The sequence below is a fragment of the Micromonospora sp. NPDC051296 genome (genome assembly GCF_040682255.1).
GTDB lineage: Bacteria > Actinomycetota > Actinomycetes > Mycobacteriales > Micromonosporaceae > Micromonospora > Micromonospora craterilacus.
The window spans coordinates 1-14789 of record NZ_JBFBAO010000155.1 but is presented as its reverse complement, the minus strand read 5'-3'; the positions used below and the strand labels follow the sequence as shown (position 1 = coordinate 14789).

General features: G+C 70.2%; 14 protein-coding genes and 1 pseudogene. 6 read left to right on the top strand and 9 right to left on the bottom strand.

All coding sequences use genetic code 11. From position 1 onward, the window contains the following. Window positions 1-454, bottom strand: a pseudogene (locus AB0M52_RS17805) (hypothetical protein); the annotation flags it as partial. Window positions 455-472: 18 nt separating this feature from the next. Continuing rightward, window positions 473-1210, bottom strand: a complete 738-nt coding sequence (locus tag AB0M52_RS17800) for an isocitrate lyase/phosphoenolpyruvate mutase family protein (protein ID WP_363954498.1) — start codon at window positions 1208-1210, stop codon at window positions 473-475. A 105-nt stretch (window positions 1211-1315) separates the two neighbouring features. Between AB0M52_RS17800 and AB0M52_RS17795 the strand changes: the two genes are divergently transcribed. Genes AB0M52_RS17795 through AB0M52_RS17785 form a run of 3 tightly spaced genes read left to right on the top strand, consistent with a single transcriptional unit; the run spans window position 1316 to window position 2392 of the window. Continuing rightward, window positions 1316-1573, top strand: coding sequence for a type II toxin-antitoxin system prevent-host-death family antitoxin (locus tag AB0M52_RS17795; RefSeq protein ID WP_363954496.1), 258 nt, complete (start codon window positions 1316-1318; stop codon window positions 1571-1573). Further along, complete coding sequence (locus AB0M52_RS17790; protein WP_363954494.1) at window positions 1570-1944, top strand: type II toxin-antitoxin system VapC family toxin; 375 nt, start codon at window positions 1570-1572, stop codon at window positions 1942-1944. The genes AB0M52_RS17795 and AB0M52_RS17790 overlap by 4 nt, the downstream gene beginning before the upstream one ends. 58 nt (window positions 1945-2002) lie before the next feature. Next, the gene (locus AB0M52_RS17785) at window positions 2003-2392 is read left to right on the top strand and encodes a hypothetical protein (protein WP_363954492.1); all 390 of its coding nucleotides are present in this window, start codon (window positions 2003-2005) and stop codon (window positions 2390-2392) included. A 33-nt stretch (window positions 2393-2425) separates the two neighbouring features. On the opposite strand, the gene AB0M52_RS17780 is transcribed toward AB0M52_RS17785, so the two are convergent. The 4 genes from AB0M52_RS17780 to AB0M52_RS17765 form a co-directional block, all read right to left on the bottom strand. Further along, window positions 2426-4036 (bottom strand): NAD(P)/FAD-dependent oxidoreductase, encoded by a 1611-nt coding sequence (locus tag AB0M52_RS17780; RefSeq protein ID WP_363954490.1) that lies wholly within the window; start codon window positions 4034-4036, stop codon window positions 2426-2428. Between the two features lie 118 nt (window positions 4037-4154). Next, complete coding sequence (locus AB0M52_RS17775; protein ID WP_363954488.1) at window positions 4155-5114, bottom strand: SIS domain-containing protein; 960 nt, start codon at window positions 5112-5114, stop codon at window positions 4155-4157. A 13-nt stretch (window positions 5115-5127) separates the two neighbouring features. Next, window positions 5128-6228 (bottom strand): hypothetical protein, encoded by a 1101-nt coding sequence (locus tag AB0M52_RS17770; RefSeq protein ID WP_363954486.1) that lies wholly within the window; start codon window positions 6226-6228, stop codon window positions 5128-5130. Window positions 6229-6309: 81 nt separating this feature from the next. After that, on the bottom strand, window positions 6310-7005 hold the full coding sequence (locus AB0M52_RS17765; RefSeq protein WP_363954484.1) for a TetR/AcrR family transcriptional regulator: 696 nt from the start codon (window positions 7003-7005) through the stop codon (window positions 6310-6312). A 72-nt stretch (window positions 7006-7077) separates the two neighbouring features. Between AB0M52_RS17765 and AB0M52_RS17760 the strand changes: the two genes are divergently transcribed. The 3 genes from AB0M52_RS17760 to AB0M52_RS17750 are packed head-to-tail and all read left to right on the top strand — an operon-like array spanning window position 7078 to window position 11286. Then, complete coding sequence (locus tag AB0M52_RS17760; RefSeq protein WP_363954482.1) at window positions 7078-8379, top strand: nucleotide disphospho-sugar-binding domain-containing protein; 1302 nt, start codon at window positions 7078-7080, stop codon at window positions 8377-8379. Next, complete coding sequence (locus AB0M52_RS17755; protein WP_363954480.1) at window positions 8376-9821, top strand: FAD-dependent oxidoreductase; 1446 nt, start codon at window positions 8376-8378, stop codon at window positions 9819-9821. The genes AB0M52_RS17760 and AB0M52_RS17755 overlap by 4 nt, the downstream gene beginning before the upstream one ends. Before the next feature lie 58 nt (window positions 9822-9879). Further along, complete coding sequence (locus AB0M52_RS17750; protein WP_363954478.1) at window positions 9880-11286, top strand: aminobutyraldehyde dehydrogenase; 1407 nt, start codon at window positions 9880-9882, stop codon at window positions 11284-11286. 104 nt (window positions 11287-11390) lie between these two features. Here AB0M52_RS17750 and AB0M52_RS17745 read toward each other — a convergent pair whose 3' ends face one another. Genes AB0M52_RS17745 through ngcE form a run of 3 tightly spaced genes read right to left on the bottom strand, consistent with a single transcriptional unit; the run spans window position 11391 to window position 14750 of the window. Continuing rightward, window positions 11391-12353: a carbohydrate ABC transporter permease gene (locus AB0M52_RS17745; RefSeq protein WP_363954476.1), complete on the bottom strand. Its 963-nt coding sequence runs from the start codon at window positions 12351-12353 to the stop codon at window positions 11391-11393. A 13-nt stretch (window positions 12354-12366) separates the two neighbouring features. Then, window positions 12367-13308 (bottom strand): sugar ABC transporter permease, encoded by a 942-nt coding sequence (locus AB0M52_RS17740; protein WP_363954474.1) that lies wholly within the window; start codon window positions 13306-13308, stop codon window positions 12367-12369. 38 nt (window positions 13309-13346) lie between these two features. Continuing rightward, on the bottom strand, window positions 13347-14750 hold the full coding sequence (gene ngcE / locus AB0M52_RS17735) for an N-acetylglucosamine/diacetylchitobiose ABC transporter substrate-binding protein (RefSeq protein ID WP_363954500.1): 1404 nt from the start codon (window positions 14748-14750) through the stop codon (window positions 13347-13349). Window positions 14751-14789 lie beyond the last annotated feature (39 nt).

Below are 14789 nucleotides of genomic sequence, written 5' to 3'. Positions count from 1 at the left end.
CCTCGCCGGTGCGCTGCACGGCGAAGTCGATGATGGTGGTGGTGCCGCCGAACGCGGCCTGCCCGTCGCCGGGCGGAGCGGCGGCGCGCGGCGGCGGGTCGGCCGGCACCGGCGCGCCGGTCAGCCGCGCCCACGCCGCCGCCAGCGCGCGGGGCTCCCCCCAGCGACCGGCGTACCCGAGCAGCAGCGCCTCGGTCAGCTCCACGTCGTGGCACCGCTCGACGCGAACCCCGGCGCGCAGCAGCGCCGGGTAGAGCGTGGCACCGGACGCCCAGACCCAACGCGGCTGGTCGGCGCGCTCCCGGACGGCCACCGCGTCGGCCAGGTCGGTGACCGGCTCCGGCGGGCCCGCGGGCGCACCGGCGGGGTCGAGGGTTTGCAGCACTCCCCCGCCCTGCTCGTCGGACACCACCGCCACCAGCACGGACGCGATTCTGCCGCGCCCGTGCGACAACCCGCACCGCAGCTCGGGTCACTCGGTTGGTGGCCCGGCGTTCGCCTGCGCGTAGGTCGGGAGGTCCAGGCGTACCGCGCTGCCGTCGCGGACGGCTCGGGCCGTCTCCACGGCGGCGGCCAGGGCCGCCCGGAAGAGCAGGGAGCCGGTGCTGACCCGCCGCACGCCCAGGTCCGCCAGGTCGGCGACCGTGTGCCGGCCCGGCAGGAACAGGACGTTGACCGGTACGTCGACCGCCGCCACCACCGCCGCGATGTCGGCGGGCTCGGCGAGGCCGGGCACGAACACCCCGTCCGCGCCGGCGTCCGCGTAGCAGCGGACCCGGCGGACGGCTTCGGCCAGGTCGCCGGGTCGCTGCCAGTGGGTGTCGGTGCGGGCGTTGACGAACAGCTGCGGCACCTCCCGCTTCACCGCCCGGATCAACGCGGCGTGCGTCTCCGCCGGGCCCATGGCGTCCTCGATGTTGACGCCGGCCGCGCCCGCTCCGGCCATCGCGACCGCCGCCTCGACCGATCCGGTCTCGATGTCGACGGTCAGGTGGACCGGCAGCCGGGCCAGGCTGCGGGTGAGCCGCAGGTTCTCGGCGTCCGTCGCGGCGATGCCGTCGGGCAGGCCGTTGGCGGCCGCGACACCCAGGCTGGTGGTGCCGAGCGCGGGAAAGCCGGCCTCGACCAGGAACCGGGCCGACGCCACGTCCCACACGTTCGGCAGGACCAGCGGGGCACCGGCCCGGTGCAGGGCAGCAAAAGTCGTCATCAATCTATTTTCCGTACCCGGATGCGGGCACGGGCACCCTCGCGGAGTCAAAGGATCCTCGACCATGGCCGGCGAGTGGACTAACCTCTTAGCCAAGGAGGTCAGATGGGAAGCGAGGCTGCCGCCCAGTTCAACATCCACGAGGCCAAGACGAACCTGTCACGGATCATCGAGCGGGTTGAGCATGGCGAGGAGATCGTAATCAGCCGCGCCGGCCAGCCGGTGGCGAAGGTGATCCCACTCGTACGCCGGGTCAACCGCACGGCACGAGGATCCCTGCGTGGCCGGCTGGTGATCTCCGAGGACTGGGACTCCGTCGAGGTCAACGAGGCCATCGCGGACGACTTCGGAACGACGGCGTGACTCTCCTACTGGACACCCACGTCGTCATCTGGTGGCTGACCGACGACCTGACCCTGTCGTCGGAGATCAAGGACCGGCTGGATCACGAGCCGGAGGTGTACGTCAGCGCCGCCACGATCTGGGAAATCGCCATCAAGCAGGCGATTGGCAAGATCAAGGAACCGGAACGTCTACCCGAAATCGTCCGCGACAGCGGGTTCCGGAACCTGCCGATCACGCCTGATCACGCGATCATGGCGGGTCAACTGCCCATGATTCATCGCGATCCGTTCGATCGCATGCTGGTGGCCCAGGCACGGTCCGAAAACCTCGTCCTCGCCTCCCGCGACCCTGCCATCCAGCAGTACGACGTCCCGGTGCTGGTCGTCTGACGAGCACTGTCTCGCCCAGACCGGCCGGGCGTTGCCGCTGCCACCTAACATCCCGATCATGACCGGCGACGCGCTCAGCTCATCCGCGCCGCGTGGGCGCATTCCGCGTACCGTCCGGGCGGGCCTGCTGGTCGTCTGCGTGCTGGTGCCGGCGGTGGTCGCGCGGGAACTGGCCGAGGGCTGGCTGGGCGCCGCGGCCACCCTCGCCTTCATCGCGCTGCCGGCGGCGGTGACGGCGGTGCTCGCGCCGTACGCCTCCTACCGCCGGCGGGACGCGCTGCTGTGGTTCATCGGTCCCGGGCTGCCCATCTTCATCCTGATCGCCTGGCGGCTGTCCTTGCTGCCGTACCGGGACTGGGCACCACGACCCGACGAGGCACCACGGGCCCGCTGGCTTCGCGACCCGGCCCGCGCCGGCCTGTGGTACCTGCCAATCGAGGTGCGGTAGAGCAGGACCGGGGCCGGCGCGGGGCAGTCGGCCTCAGGGGCCGGTGATCTCCTTCGCGACCCGTTCGCCGGACTCGATTGCGCCGTTGAGGTAGCCGAAGTACTCGATCGAGGTGTGCTCGCCTGCGAAGTGGACGTTGCCTTCGCGGGCGCCCTCGATGCCGAAGAAGCGGGTGTACTGGCCCGGTTTCATGGCCGAGTAGGCCCCCTTCGACCAGGGGTCGAGCGACCAGGCGTCCCGGTATGCCTTGCCGTTGTACGCGGCCCTGATGCCCGGATAGATCGGCTCCAACTGGTTCAGGAACGCGGTGACCTGGGCGGCCGGCGCCGGGCCGAACGGCGTACCGGTCCACGTGAGTGTCTGGTGCCCACCCGGGAACTCGCAGAGCACCCCGGTGCTGGTCGGCTGGTTGACGGTGTCGTCCCAGGCGCATTGGAAGCCGTTGACGTTGGTGTAGGTCGAGCCGCCGTAGCCCTGGGCCACCCACGGTCGGCTGGTGAACTGGACGTGGAGTTTGGCGTTGCTGCCCAGGTCGAACTCGTTGATGGAGCGCGTCTTCACCGTCGAGAACCCGGCCCTGGACAGGTCGCACTGGCGCAGCATGGTGAAGGGCAGCGCGAGGATCACCTTGTCGGAGGTCACGTCGGTGTACTTGTTGCCGGCCTGGAAGGTGCAGGTCACCGAGCCGTTGGCGTTCGCCCTGACCGCCACCAGTCGTTGGTTGTAGGTCACGGTGCCGGCGGGCAACTGTGCTTCCATGGCGGTCAGCAGCTGGTCGTTGCCGCCCACGATCGTGTACTTCTCGTCGCCGCCGGTGAGCGGGCTGAGCGAGTTTGGCCCGTTCCATCCGAGCAGGTAGATGAGGTTAAGCGCCGACTGCTGGTCCGGGTCGAATCCGTACTCGGCGACGGTGTTGCTCTGCATCAGCTTGGCGAACCTGCTGGAGAGCCCGCCGGGGATGTTCGCGTCCAGCCACTGGTTGACCGTCTGGTTGTCCAGCGCCCGGCCCGCCTCGGTGTGGCTGTCGTAGCGCTGCGGGTACGGCGCCGCCTGTTGAGCCGCCTTGAAGGCCCGGTAGACCTGTCCCCAGTCGCTGTTGGCCGCGCTGTAGGGGTAATCCGCGCCGTCGATCCAGTACTTGTCCCCGCCGGGTGGCTGGTTTCCGCCGCCCGCGACTCGCAGCCCGAGACCCAGACTGTTGGCGAGGTTCCGGACCGCGTTGTGCTCGGTGTTGATGAACGCGCCGCCGTGTTCGACGACCACCCCGTCGTCGAAGAAGCCACGCAGGCTGTAGCAGCGGCCACCGATCCGGGAGCTGCCCTCGTAGACGGCAGCCCGGACGCCCTTGACCTTGTAGAGCCAGTGGGCGGCCCGGATGCCGGCGAGCCCGGCCCCCACGATGGTCACCGACGGTGGCGGCGTGGGCGCCGCGGCTGCGGCGGCGGGCCGGGGCAGGCCGGCCGCCGAGGCGGCGGCCGCCGCGCCGACGAGTGCGGCGCCGCCGAGCAGCCGGCGTCGGGGCAGGGCCACCGCAGGCGATTCGAGGATCTCGTCGACCGGAATCCCGGTCCGTTCGGATTCAGCGTGCGCGGCGAGCATCGCACGCAGGCGGCTGGTGAGTTGTGTTCGACCTCTGGAACCCATGGGCTGACCTCCGGTCGGGAACGCCGGATCCGGCGTGGCCGACATTTAAAGCCCAATTCAGTTAGAGCGTCAAGGGCTCGATCGAACAGCAGAAGAACGCCCAAAAGCTACTGATGTCTCATTCAGGAGATGTCCACCAGTGCGCGGCGACGAGTTCCGCGACCAGCGTTTCGGTGAGCAGCCGTACGTCCTCGTCGTCGTCACCGGCGTAGCGAATCACGGCGGCCGCGTCGGGCACCTCGGCGCCGACCGCGAGCACGGTCGACTTCCGAAGTTTCAGCCATTCCAGCGCTGCGGCGTCGTAGCGGGAACCGGGGAAGAGCAGCGCCCGGTAGTCGAGCGTCTTGGCGAGGTAGACGTCGACGTGCGACCAGTCGCCCGTCTCGCACCCGTCGGCCGGCCGGCGGGGACCTTCCCGGACCATCAGCGCCGACTGCAACGCCGAGGAGAGCCGCTCGGCCGGCGCGAGGGCGTAGACACCGTGCGGGCCGTCCAGCAGCTCGATCGCCCTCGGCAACCAGGCATCGCGCCGGGCGAGCAGGTCCTCGGTGGCGTCGGCCGCGCGGCGCGCGAGCGCGGCGGCGTCGCGGCGCGCGCCGGTCAACCGGGCGAGCAGGTCCAGCAGCAGCACCAGGGTGTGCTGGAAGGTCCGGCACGCCACCCCACCCCGCTCGGTGCCCGCCTGCATCGGGACGACGAGATCGGCGATGTCCGCCAGCGGTGACTCCGGCGCGTTCGTCAGCGCGACGAGCCGTCCCGACCCCTGGTAGCGGGAGGTGGCGTCGAGGGTCTCCACGCTCGTCCCGGTCGCCGAGATGGCGATCACCAGGGTGCCGGGGCGGGCGGGGTAGGACACGGTGGTCGAGGCGTACTCGGCCACCGCGTCGATGCCCGCGGCGCGCAGCCGGAGCGCCGCCATCTCGGCGGCGTAACGCGAGCTGCCCATGCCGAGCAGGAGCACCCGGTCGACCGGGTCGGGCAGGCCACCCCACAGGTCGTCGCGGGTCAAGGTGGCGGCCAGTTCGCGCAGCGATTCCGGCTTGGCTTCCAGGTCGGCCAGGAACAGGCGCGGGTCCACGGGTCTCCTCGGGTCAGTCGTCGTACCAGGAACGCAGTACGCCCATCGGGGCGTACCGCCAGCGGGGCAGGAACCGGGCGGCGTAGCACAGTTCCCGGCACTCCTGTTCGACCTCGAACGGCCGCAGCAGTCGCTCGTCGAACAGGTGCGCCAGGCCCCGCTCGGCCAACGTGCGGCGGTACGCCCCGAGCAGCTCGTCGCCGGCGCGCCGGCACCAGTCGGACACCGCCACGCGGTGGCGGCCCTCGGTGCGCCGGTCGGCGATCTGCCCGACGTGCAGCAGGCTGGTACGCAGCTGCGCCACATCGCGCGCGGCCGGCTCGGTCAGGGTTCCGCCACCGGGCGTCGCGAGCGTCGGGTTCCCGTCGAAGTCCGTCACCGCCAGTCCGCCGCGCCACCGCAGCACCTGCCCTACGTGCAGGTCGCCGTGCGGCCGGATGACGTACGCCTGGTCCACCTCGCCGGAGCGCTCGATGTCGGCGGCGAGCCGGTGCGCCCGGGCGGCCAACCAGCGTGCGTCCTCGGCGTGCAGATCCGCCAGGAGTTGGTGTGTCTGTTCGAGCACGGCCAGGCCGCCGGCCGCCCAGGCAGGGTGCCGGAGTTCGGTGACCGGCTCCGGCGTGGTCTCCGTCGGCGTGGCCAGGGCGGCGTGCAGCTCCGCGGCCAGCACCCCGATCTCCCCGGCCAGGTCGGCCGGCGGCCCGCCGGCAAGCTGGTCGAGCAGGGCGTCGACGCACCAGTCCCACCCGTCGGCGGCGTCCGGCAGGAACCCGGTGACCACGGCCGCCAGGCCGTGGTCCGGACCGTCGCGGTAGACGGCCGCGTAGGGGGTCGGGGTACGGGTGAAGCCGACGGCTGCCAGGTGTGCCAGCAGATCCGGCGCCCGGTCCGGCGACCCGCCCGCCGCCGGGCGCATCCACTTCACCACCACACGCTCGCCCACCACCACCGAGGTGTTCGTCTGATCGGCGGTGATCAGGCGCTCGCCGAGCGGGCCGTGGCCGAGTGGAACGAAGCGGCGGACCCGCAGGCCCGCCACGGTGCCACCGGCGGCGAGGGCCTCGACGAGGGCGGCGGAGGCCCCGGGCGGAACCCGGCCATCTGTTGAATCCAAGTTCAGTTTCCACGTATTCAAGGGCTACAGGAAGGCGGGACGAGTCTCGCGTACGTTGACGCTCGTTGCAAGACCGCGGTGCTATGCCGAGGCGCGGCGTACCCGCGGCGCCTTGGTCGGCTCGTCCGGCACGTCGAGCGGATTGCCGGTGACCAGTCGGGCGTACGACAGGGTCAGCTCGACCGCCTCGGCGACGTCCAGCGTCGGGTGGCGGGCGATGATCCGGTACCCGTACGCGTCCTCCAACGCCACCAGGTTGCGGGCGATGGTCAGCGACTCGGCGGCGAGGCGGAACACGCCCTGGGCGGCACCGAGTTCGAGGATCGTCTGGTACATGGAGACCTGGCGGTCGTAAAGCGTGGTGAGCAGGGCGGCGTAGACCCGGTTGCGGCCGGCGGCCCCGCCGAGTTCGCAGAGCAGGCGTACGTCGGCGTCCTCGGCGTCCGTGGGCAATCCTGACCGGATGGTCACCACCAGTTTCCGCACCGGGTCGGAGATGCCGGCGATCCTGCGCACCCGCAGCTCGTAGAACCGCTCCATGCCGGCGTGATGCGCCTCCAGCAGCAGATCCCGCAGGTCCGGATAGTGGTACAGGACCGCACCGGAGGTGAGCCCGGCCTGTTCGGCCACCTGGTTGAGCAGTACCGTGTCGGTCCCGTGCTGGATCATCGCGCGGCGGGCGGCCTCGATGAGATCCTGCCGGCGCTGGCTGCGGGACTTGCGGGTGGTCATGCGGCCCCGATCCGGGTACGACGTCAACACTTCGCCAAACACCATAGCGCCTGCGTATTGACTCCCGACCGAGGAGCTTGTTGAATTTCGATTCAAGAAACGGCCCGGGGAGAGGCGATGTCTGCGCTGACCGTCCTGTTCATGCCCGAGAGTGCGTACGGCCCCACCAACAACTGCATCGGCATCGGCGACGTGCTGCGCCGGCGCGGGCACCGGGTGGTGTTCGCGGCCGAGGCGTCGTGGCGGGGCAAACTGACCGCCCTCGGCTTCGAAGAGGACCTGGTCGACCTCGCGCCGCCGCCGGAGAACGCCGAGGAGCAGGACGCCGGCCAGTTCTGGAAGGACTTCATCCGGGACACCGCGCCCGAGTTCCGCAAGCCGACGATCGAGCAGGTCGAGACCTGGGTCAAGCCGGTCTGGGTCGAGCTGATCAACGGCGCGAGGTACTGCCAGCCCCGGCTGCTGGAGATCATCGAACGGGTACGTCCCGACGTCATCGTCGAGGACAATGTGGTCGCCTTCCCGGCGCTCAACACCGCCGGGGTGCCCTTCGTGCGGATCGTCTCCTGCAACCCGTTGGAGATGAAGGGCGACGACATCGCCCCGGTCTTCTCCGGCCACCCCGCCGCCGACCGGTCCGAGTGGGCCGCGTTCCGCGCCGAGTACGACCGGGTCCACCGGCCGGTCTGGGCGGAGTTCGACGCCTGGGTCCGCGAGCAGGGCGCACCGGGCCTGCCCGACCTCGAGTTCATCCACGAGGGCGACCTCAACCTCTACGTCTACCCGGGCATCGCCGACTACACCGACGCCCGGCCGCTCGGGCCGACCTGGCAGCGGCTCGAGTCGTCGGTTCGCGAGACCGACGAGGAGTTCACCCTGCCGGAGCAGCTCGCCGGCCGCGACGGCGCACTGATCTACTTCAGCCTCGGTTCGCTCGGCTCCGCCGACGTCGAGCTGATGCGGCGGGTCATCGACGCGCTGGCCAAGACGCCGCACCGCTACATCGTCTCCAAGGGCCCGCTGCACACCGAGATCGAGCTGGCGGAGAACATGTGGGGCGCCGAGTTCCTGCCGCAGACCACGATCCTCCCGCTGGTCGACCTGGTCATCACGCACGGCGGCAACAACACCACGACCGAGGCGCTCCACTTCGGCAAGCCGATGATCGTGCTGCCGCTCTTCTGGGACCAGTACGACAACGCGCAGCGGGTCGACGAGCTGGGCTTCGGGGTACGCCTCGACCCGTACCGGTTCACCGACGAGCAGCTGCACGGGGCGATCGATCGCCTGCTGGGCGACGAGGACCTGCGCGGCCGGCTCGTGGCGCACGGTGCGGCGATCCGGGCCGCCGACGGCCTGCGGCAGGCCGCCGACGCGATCGAGCGACTGGGCGGCAGCGCCACCGAGGCCCGTCCTTGACCAACTGGTACGCCCCGTCGGCCCGCATCGGTTCGGCCTCGGCGCAGGCGAAGGCGCAACGGGCCATCGCCGACGCTGCGCCGACCGCCTTCTGGACCGACCGCCCCGACGCCCCGCCGCAACGGTCGCGGCTGACCGGGGCACGCGCCGCCGACCTCGTGGTGATCGGCGGCGGGTTCACCGGCCTGTGGGCGGCCATCCTGGCCAAGCAGGACGATCCCGCCGCCGACGTGATGCTGCTGGAGGCCCGCCGGATCGCCGCCGGGGCCTCCGGGCGCAACGGCGGCTTCATCTCCGACTCGCTCACCCACGGTGTGTCCCACGGCACGTCGCGTTGGCCCGCCGAGATGCCGGCCCTGGTCCGCCTCGGCCGGGAGAACCTCGCCGCGATCGCCGGCACCGTGCGCGAGCACGCCATCGACGCCGACCTCAGGCTGTGCGGCAAGACGACCGTCGCGGTCGCCCCGCATCAGGTGGCCGAACTCGCCGCCCTCGCCGAGTTGCACCGCGGCTACGGCGATGACGTGACGCTGCTCGACGCCGACCAGGTCCGCGCGGACGTGGCGTCACCGATGTACCTGGGTGGCGTACGGCTGCGCGGCACGGGCGGTCTGGTAGATCCCGCCCGGCTCACCTGGGGACTTGCGCGGCTCGCCGAGGCACTCGGGGTGACGATCCACGAGGACACCAGGGTCACCGGTTTCGACCGGTCCCGTACCGGGGTGGTGGTCCGCACCGCCGACGGCCGGGTCACCGGCCAGCGGGCCGTCATCGGCACCAACGCCTATCCCCCGCCGCTGCGGCGGTTGCGGCACTGGATCCTGCCGGTGCACGACTACGTGCTGGTCACCGAACGGCTCACCGACGCGCAGCGGGCGGAGTTGCGGTGGCCGGAGGCGCAGGGCCTCACCGACGCCGGCAACCAGTTCCACTACTACCGCCTCACCGAGGACAACCGGATCCTGTTCGGCGGCTACGACGCCGTCTACCGGTTCGGCAACCGGGTGGATTCGGCTCTCGACCAGCGCGACGCCACCCACCTGCTGCTGGCCCGGCACTTCGCGGAGACCTTCCCGCAGTTGGACGGGGTACGGTTCACCCACCGCTGGGGTGGTGTGATCGACTCCACCACCCGGTTCACCCCGATGTTCGGCACCACCCGCGACCGCCGGATCGCGTACGCCGTGGGTTACACCGGGCTCGGCGTGGCCGCCTCCCGGTTCGGCGCCCAGGTGGCGCTCGACCTGCTCGCCGGCCGGGACACCGAGCGGACCGGCCTGCACATGGTGCGGCGACGGCCGGTCCCGTTCCCCCCGGAACCACTGCGGTACCCGGCGGTGGAGCTGACCCGCCGCGCGCTCGCCGCAGCGGACGCACGCGACGGCCGCCGGGGCCCATGGCTGCGACTTCTCGACCGGTTCGGGGTCGGGTTCAACAGTTGACGGTCGGGTGGGCGTGGGCGGCACCGGCCCATCCCACCCGGGCCGAAAGGAGCGAGACGTGGCGCTACTGACCAATCCCGCGACCGGGGCCGCCATCGGCGAGGTCCCGGAAACGACCCCCGGCGAGGTCGCCGACCAGGTGGCGGAGGCGCGCGGCGCATTCGAGCAGTGGCGGGAGGCCACCCCGGCCGACCGGTCCCGGGTCCTGCTCCGCCTCGCCGACCTCGTGGAACGCGACACCGAGGAGCTGACCCGGCTGGAGGTCGAGGAGACCGGCAAGCCGGCCTCGGTCATGCGCGACGGCGAACTGCCGTTCGGTGTGGACAACCTGCGCTTCTTCGCCGGTGCGGCGCGTTCGCTGGACGGCACCGGCGCGGGCACGCTGTCGGCCGGCTACACCTCGATGCTGGTCCGCCGGCCGGTCGGTGTGGTCGGTTCCATCGCGCCGTGGAACTTCCCGCTGATCATGGCGATCTGGAAGATCGGTCCGGCCCTGGCGGCCGGCAACGCGGTGGTCATCAAGCCCGCACCGCAGACGCCCAGGACGACCCTGGCGTTGGCCCGGCTGATCGAGGAGGCCGGCGCGCCGGCCGGTCTGGTCCAGGTGGTCACCGGTGGTGCCGAGGTCGGCGCCGCCCTGGTCGGCGACCCGGGCGTGGACATGGTCAGCGTCACCGGCTCGACCCGTACCGGGCGGGAGGTGATGCGCGGCGCGGTGGCCGGGCTCAAGCGGGTGCACCTGGAACTCGGCGGCAAGGCACCGGCGATCGTGTTCGACGACGCCGACCTGGCCGAGATGGCCGCCGGCGTGGCGATGGGCGCCACCTACAACACCGGCCAGGACTGCACCGCCGCCACCCGGGTCTACGTCCAGCGGGCGGCCTATCGGGATGCGGTCGGGGCGCTGGAGGCTGCGCTGACGAAGATCCGTACCGGCGATCCGTGGTCGACCGAGACCGACATCGGCCCGCTCATCTCGGCCGACCACCGGGACCGGGTGGCCGGCTTCGTCGCCCGCGCGGCGGCCGAGGGCGCCACCGTCGCGCTCGGCGGCGCGGCCACCGACGGGCCCGGGTTCTTCTTCCCACCGACCCTGGTCCTCGACGCGGACCAGCGCAGCGAGATCGTGCAGGGCGAGGTGTTCGGGCCGGCCGTCGTGGTGCTGCCCTTCGACGCCGAGGACGACGGCGTACGGCTGGCCAACGACTGCCAGTACGGCCTCGCGTCGTCGGTCTGGACCCGCGACGTGGCCCGCGCGCTGCGGGTCAGCCACCGGCTCGACGTCGGAGTCACCTGGATCAACGACCATCTGCCGATCGCCTCCGAGGCACCGCACGGCGGGGTCAAGGGCTCCGGCTTCGGCAAGGACATGAGCCAGGAGGCGGTCGCCGAGTACTCGGTCACCCGGCACATCATGATCAAGCACGCCGCGCCGGTCGCCCGCGACTCCTTCCGCCCCGCCTGACCGCCCACTCCAGCCTTCGCCGATCATGCAGTTTTGGTGCCTCACAAATGCCCCGACACCTGGCAATCCGCCCACCACAACTGCATGATCGACAGGCTCCTCGCTTACTTGCCGACACCGGCGGTGAGGCCGGACTGCACCTGGCGCTGGAAGACGATGTAGACGATGAGCACCGGGAGCATCGCCATGGTGACTCCGGCGAACAGGCCGGACCAGTCGGACCGGTAGCCCTGGTTCACCGACAGTTCGATCAGGCCCTGCGAGATGACCTGGTTCTTCGGTTCACCGGCCACCGACTGCATGAGCAGCGTCGGCAGGTACCACTGGTTCCACTGGCCGAGGACGTTGAAGATGCCGATGCTGATCAGGCCCGGCTTGGCCATCGGCAGCATGACGCTGAAGAACAGCCGGCTGTGGGACGCCCCGTCGACCATGCCCGCCTCCGCGATGGCGGTGGGCAGGGTACGGAAGAACGAGTGCATGAAAAAGACGGTGAACGCCAGCGACCAGGCCACGTAGACCAGGATCAGCATGAGGTGTTTGTTCGGGCCGAGGAACGGCAGCACCACGCCCATGTTGTAGACGCCCTTGAACAGCGGCACCGCGGCGAGGTAGATCGGCAGGGTCAACCCGGACAGGAACATGTAGTAGATCAGCCGGTTGCCGGGGAACTCGTAGCGGGCGAGTACGTAGGCGGCCATCGAGCCGAGCAGCATGGTGAGGAAGACGCTGCCGGTCAGCACCAGCACGGTGTTGAGGAAGAACGAACCGATGTGCCCCTCGGTCCAGGCCCGCGCGAAGTTGTCCCACTGCAACCGCTCGGGGATGAGCGACAGCGGCTTGCGGATGACCTCGGCGTCGGTCTTGAGCGCCGACATCACCACCCACAGCAGCGGGTACACCACCATGATCGCCCAGACGGCGAGGAACAGGTGCGAGAAGCCGTTGAAGAACCGCGCCCCGGCACGCCCGCCGCCCACGGCCGCGCGCTCTGCGGGCGTACGGCCCGGCGGCGGGGCCTGGTCGGGCCCGGCCAGTCCACCCGGAGTGTGGGTCACCGTGCTCATCGTCCAGCTCTCCTCAGTACTCGATCCGCTCACGACGGGTGATCCTCAACTGCAGGGCGGCCAGCAGGATCGTGAAGATCGCCAGGGCCACCGCGATCGCGCAGGCGTAGCCGAACTGGCCCTTCTGGAACGCGTTGAAGTTGATCACCGAGGCGAAGATCTCGCTGGCGTGGTTGGGACCACCCTGACTCGGGGTCATGATGTACACCAGCGCGAACATGTCCAGCGCGATGAAGCCCAGGTACACCCAGGCCACCGAGACGGTGTCCCGCAGCAGCGGCAGGGTGATCCGGAAGAAGGTGTGGAAGCGGCCCGCGCCGTCGAGGATGGCCGCCTCGAAGACGTCCTTCGGGATGGACTGCATGGCCGCGGAGAACAGCACCATGTAGAAGCCGGCGCCGCTCCAGACCGCGATCAGCAGCAGCCACCACAGCACCGCCGGTACGCCGAGGAAGGGCTCCGGGTCGTACATGAAGGTGATCGGGTCGTCCGGGTTGATCAGCCCGATCTTCATCAGCACGCCGTTGATCAGGCCCTGGCCGTCGGCGCGGTAGATCTGCTGCCACATCACCGCGATCACGACCAGGGACAGCACCTGCGGGAAGAAGAAGATCACCTTGTACAGACCGGAACCGAAGACGCCCCGGATGCCGGCCCTGTCCTCGCGTCCGCCCACGTTGAGCAGGAACGCGAGGAACAGGGCCAGCGCGATGGTGAACAGCGGCACGGTGACCAGGAAGAAGACGTTGTGCCAGAACGCCTTCCTGATCAGCTCGTCGGAGAACAGCCGGATGTAGTTCTCCAGCCCGACGAACTGCTGCCGGTCGGAGTAGCCTCCCCAGTCGGTCAGCGAGTACCCGGCAGCCTGCAGGAACGGCCACACCACGTAGAAGAGGTAGAGCCCGACCGGCAGCGCCAGGAAACCCGTGACGAAACGCGCAACACCGTGCCGCATTTCTCTCACTTCCTCGTTCGGTTAGGTCCGGGCAGGCGTCACGCGTTGCGGGTCTGCTTGGTGATCGACGAGTCCTTGGCGACCTTGTCGGCGGCGGCCTGCATCTTGTCGACGAACTGCGCGGCGGTGAGCCGGCCGGCCATCAGCTCCTGGGAGAGGTTCTGGCTCTCCTTGTCCAGGTCGGCGTAGAAGTCCCAGAGCTTGACCGAGATCAGGTCCTGGCCGGCGTTCTTCATCACCTCGTTGGCCGTCGCCAGCGCCGCGTCCTGCACGTTGTCGCCGGAGCCCTTGGTCGACGCCAGGGACTTGGTCAGCTCGGCGAACTTCGCCGAACCGGCCTTGGACAGCACGGCGCGCAGGAACTCCTTCGACGCCGCCTTGTTCGGGGCCTTGCTCGGCACCACGAAGCCCTCGCCGGCACCGGCGAAGACGTCCTTCGGCGCCTTGTCGGCGGCGCTCACGCCCCAGTAGTCGGAGAGCTTCATCTCGAAGCCCGGCGGGATGGTCGCCGCCATCTCGTTCTTCAGCCAGGTGCCGACCTGGATGAACGCCGCCTTGCCGTCGAGCCACGCCTGCTGCGACTGGGTGTGGTCGAGCTTGCCGGGCAGCACCAGCTTGTCCTTGACCAGCTTCTCCCACGCCTCCAGCGCGGGCAGGACGCCCTCGGCGCGCCAGGCGTTCTCCTTCAGGTTGTCGATGTCGATCACCGCCTGCCGGCCGGCCGACTTCCAGATGCTGGCCATCAGCGCCCAGCGCGGGTAGTAGCCGTGCACGGCGTCGTACACGTACGGGGCGAGGCCCTTGGCCTTGATCTTCGGGGCGAGGGTGAAGAACTCGTCGAAGGTCTTCGGCGGCTCCCAGCCCTCCTTGCTGAACAGCGCGCCGTTGTACCAGTTGCCCCACACCGTGAAGGCGACGTAGACGACGAAGAACTTGCCCTGGAAGGTGCCGTCGGAGACGGTGCCCGGCAGCAGGCTGTCGGCGACGGTGCCCTCGCTGTCCCAGGCGGGCGCGGCGAGCAGGTCGTCCAGCGGCTCGATGGCGCCCTCGTTGATCAGCGTGCTGAGGTCCATCAGGTCGGCGCCCGAGTTCATGATGAGGTCGCTGGGCGTCGTCGCCATCTTGGGCTGTTCTTCGGTCTTGATCTTCTGGGTGGAGCTCATGTTGACGGTGACGTCCGGGTGCTTGGCGGTGAAGATCGCCTGGTCCTCCTTCGCCCAGGCGTCACCCAGACCACCGTTGAAGATGACCACCTTGACGGCGCTGTCCTTCTGCACGCCGAAGGGGTTGTCGTTACTCTTCTCACCGGCGTTGTCGGTGTTCGGGGTCGGCGTGCTGCCGGCACAGGCGCTGAGCAGGCCCACGGCCGGGGTCACCAGGAGGCCCGCGGCCGCCGCGCGGCGCAGCAGGGTCCGGCGGTCGAGGTCGGGATTAACGGACATCGTGTGACTCTCCTTGTGGTGTCGGGTCAGGCGGTGCGC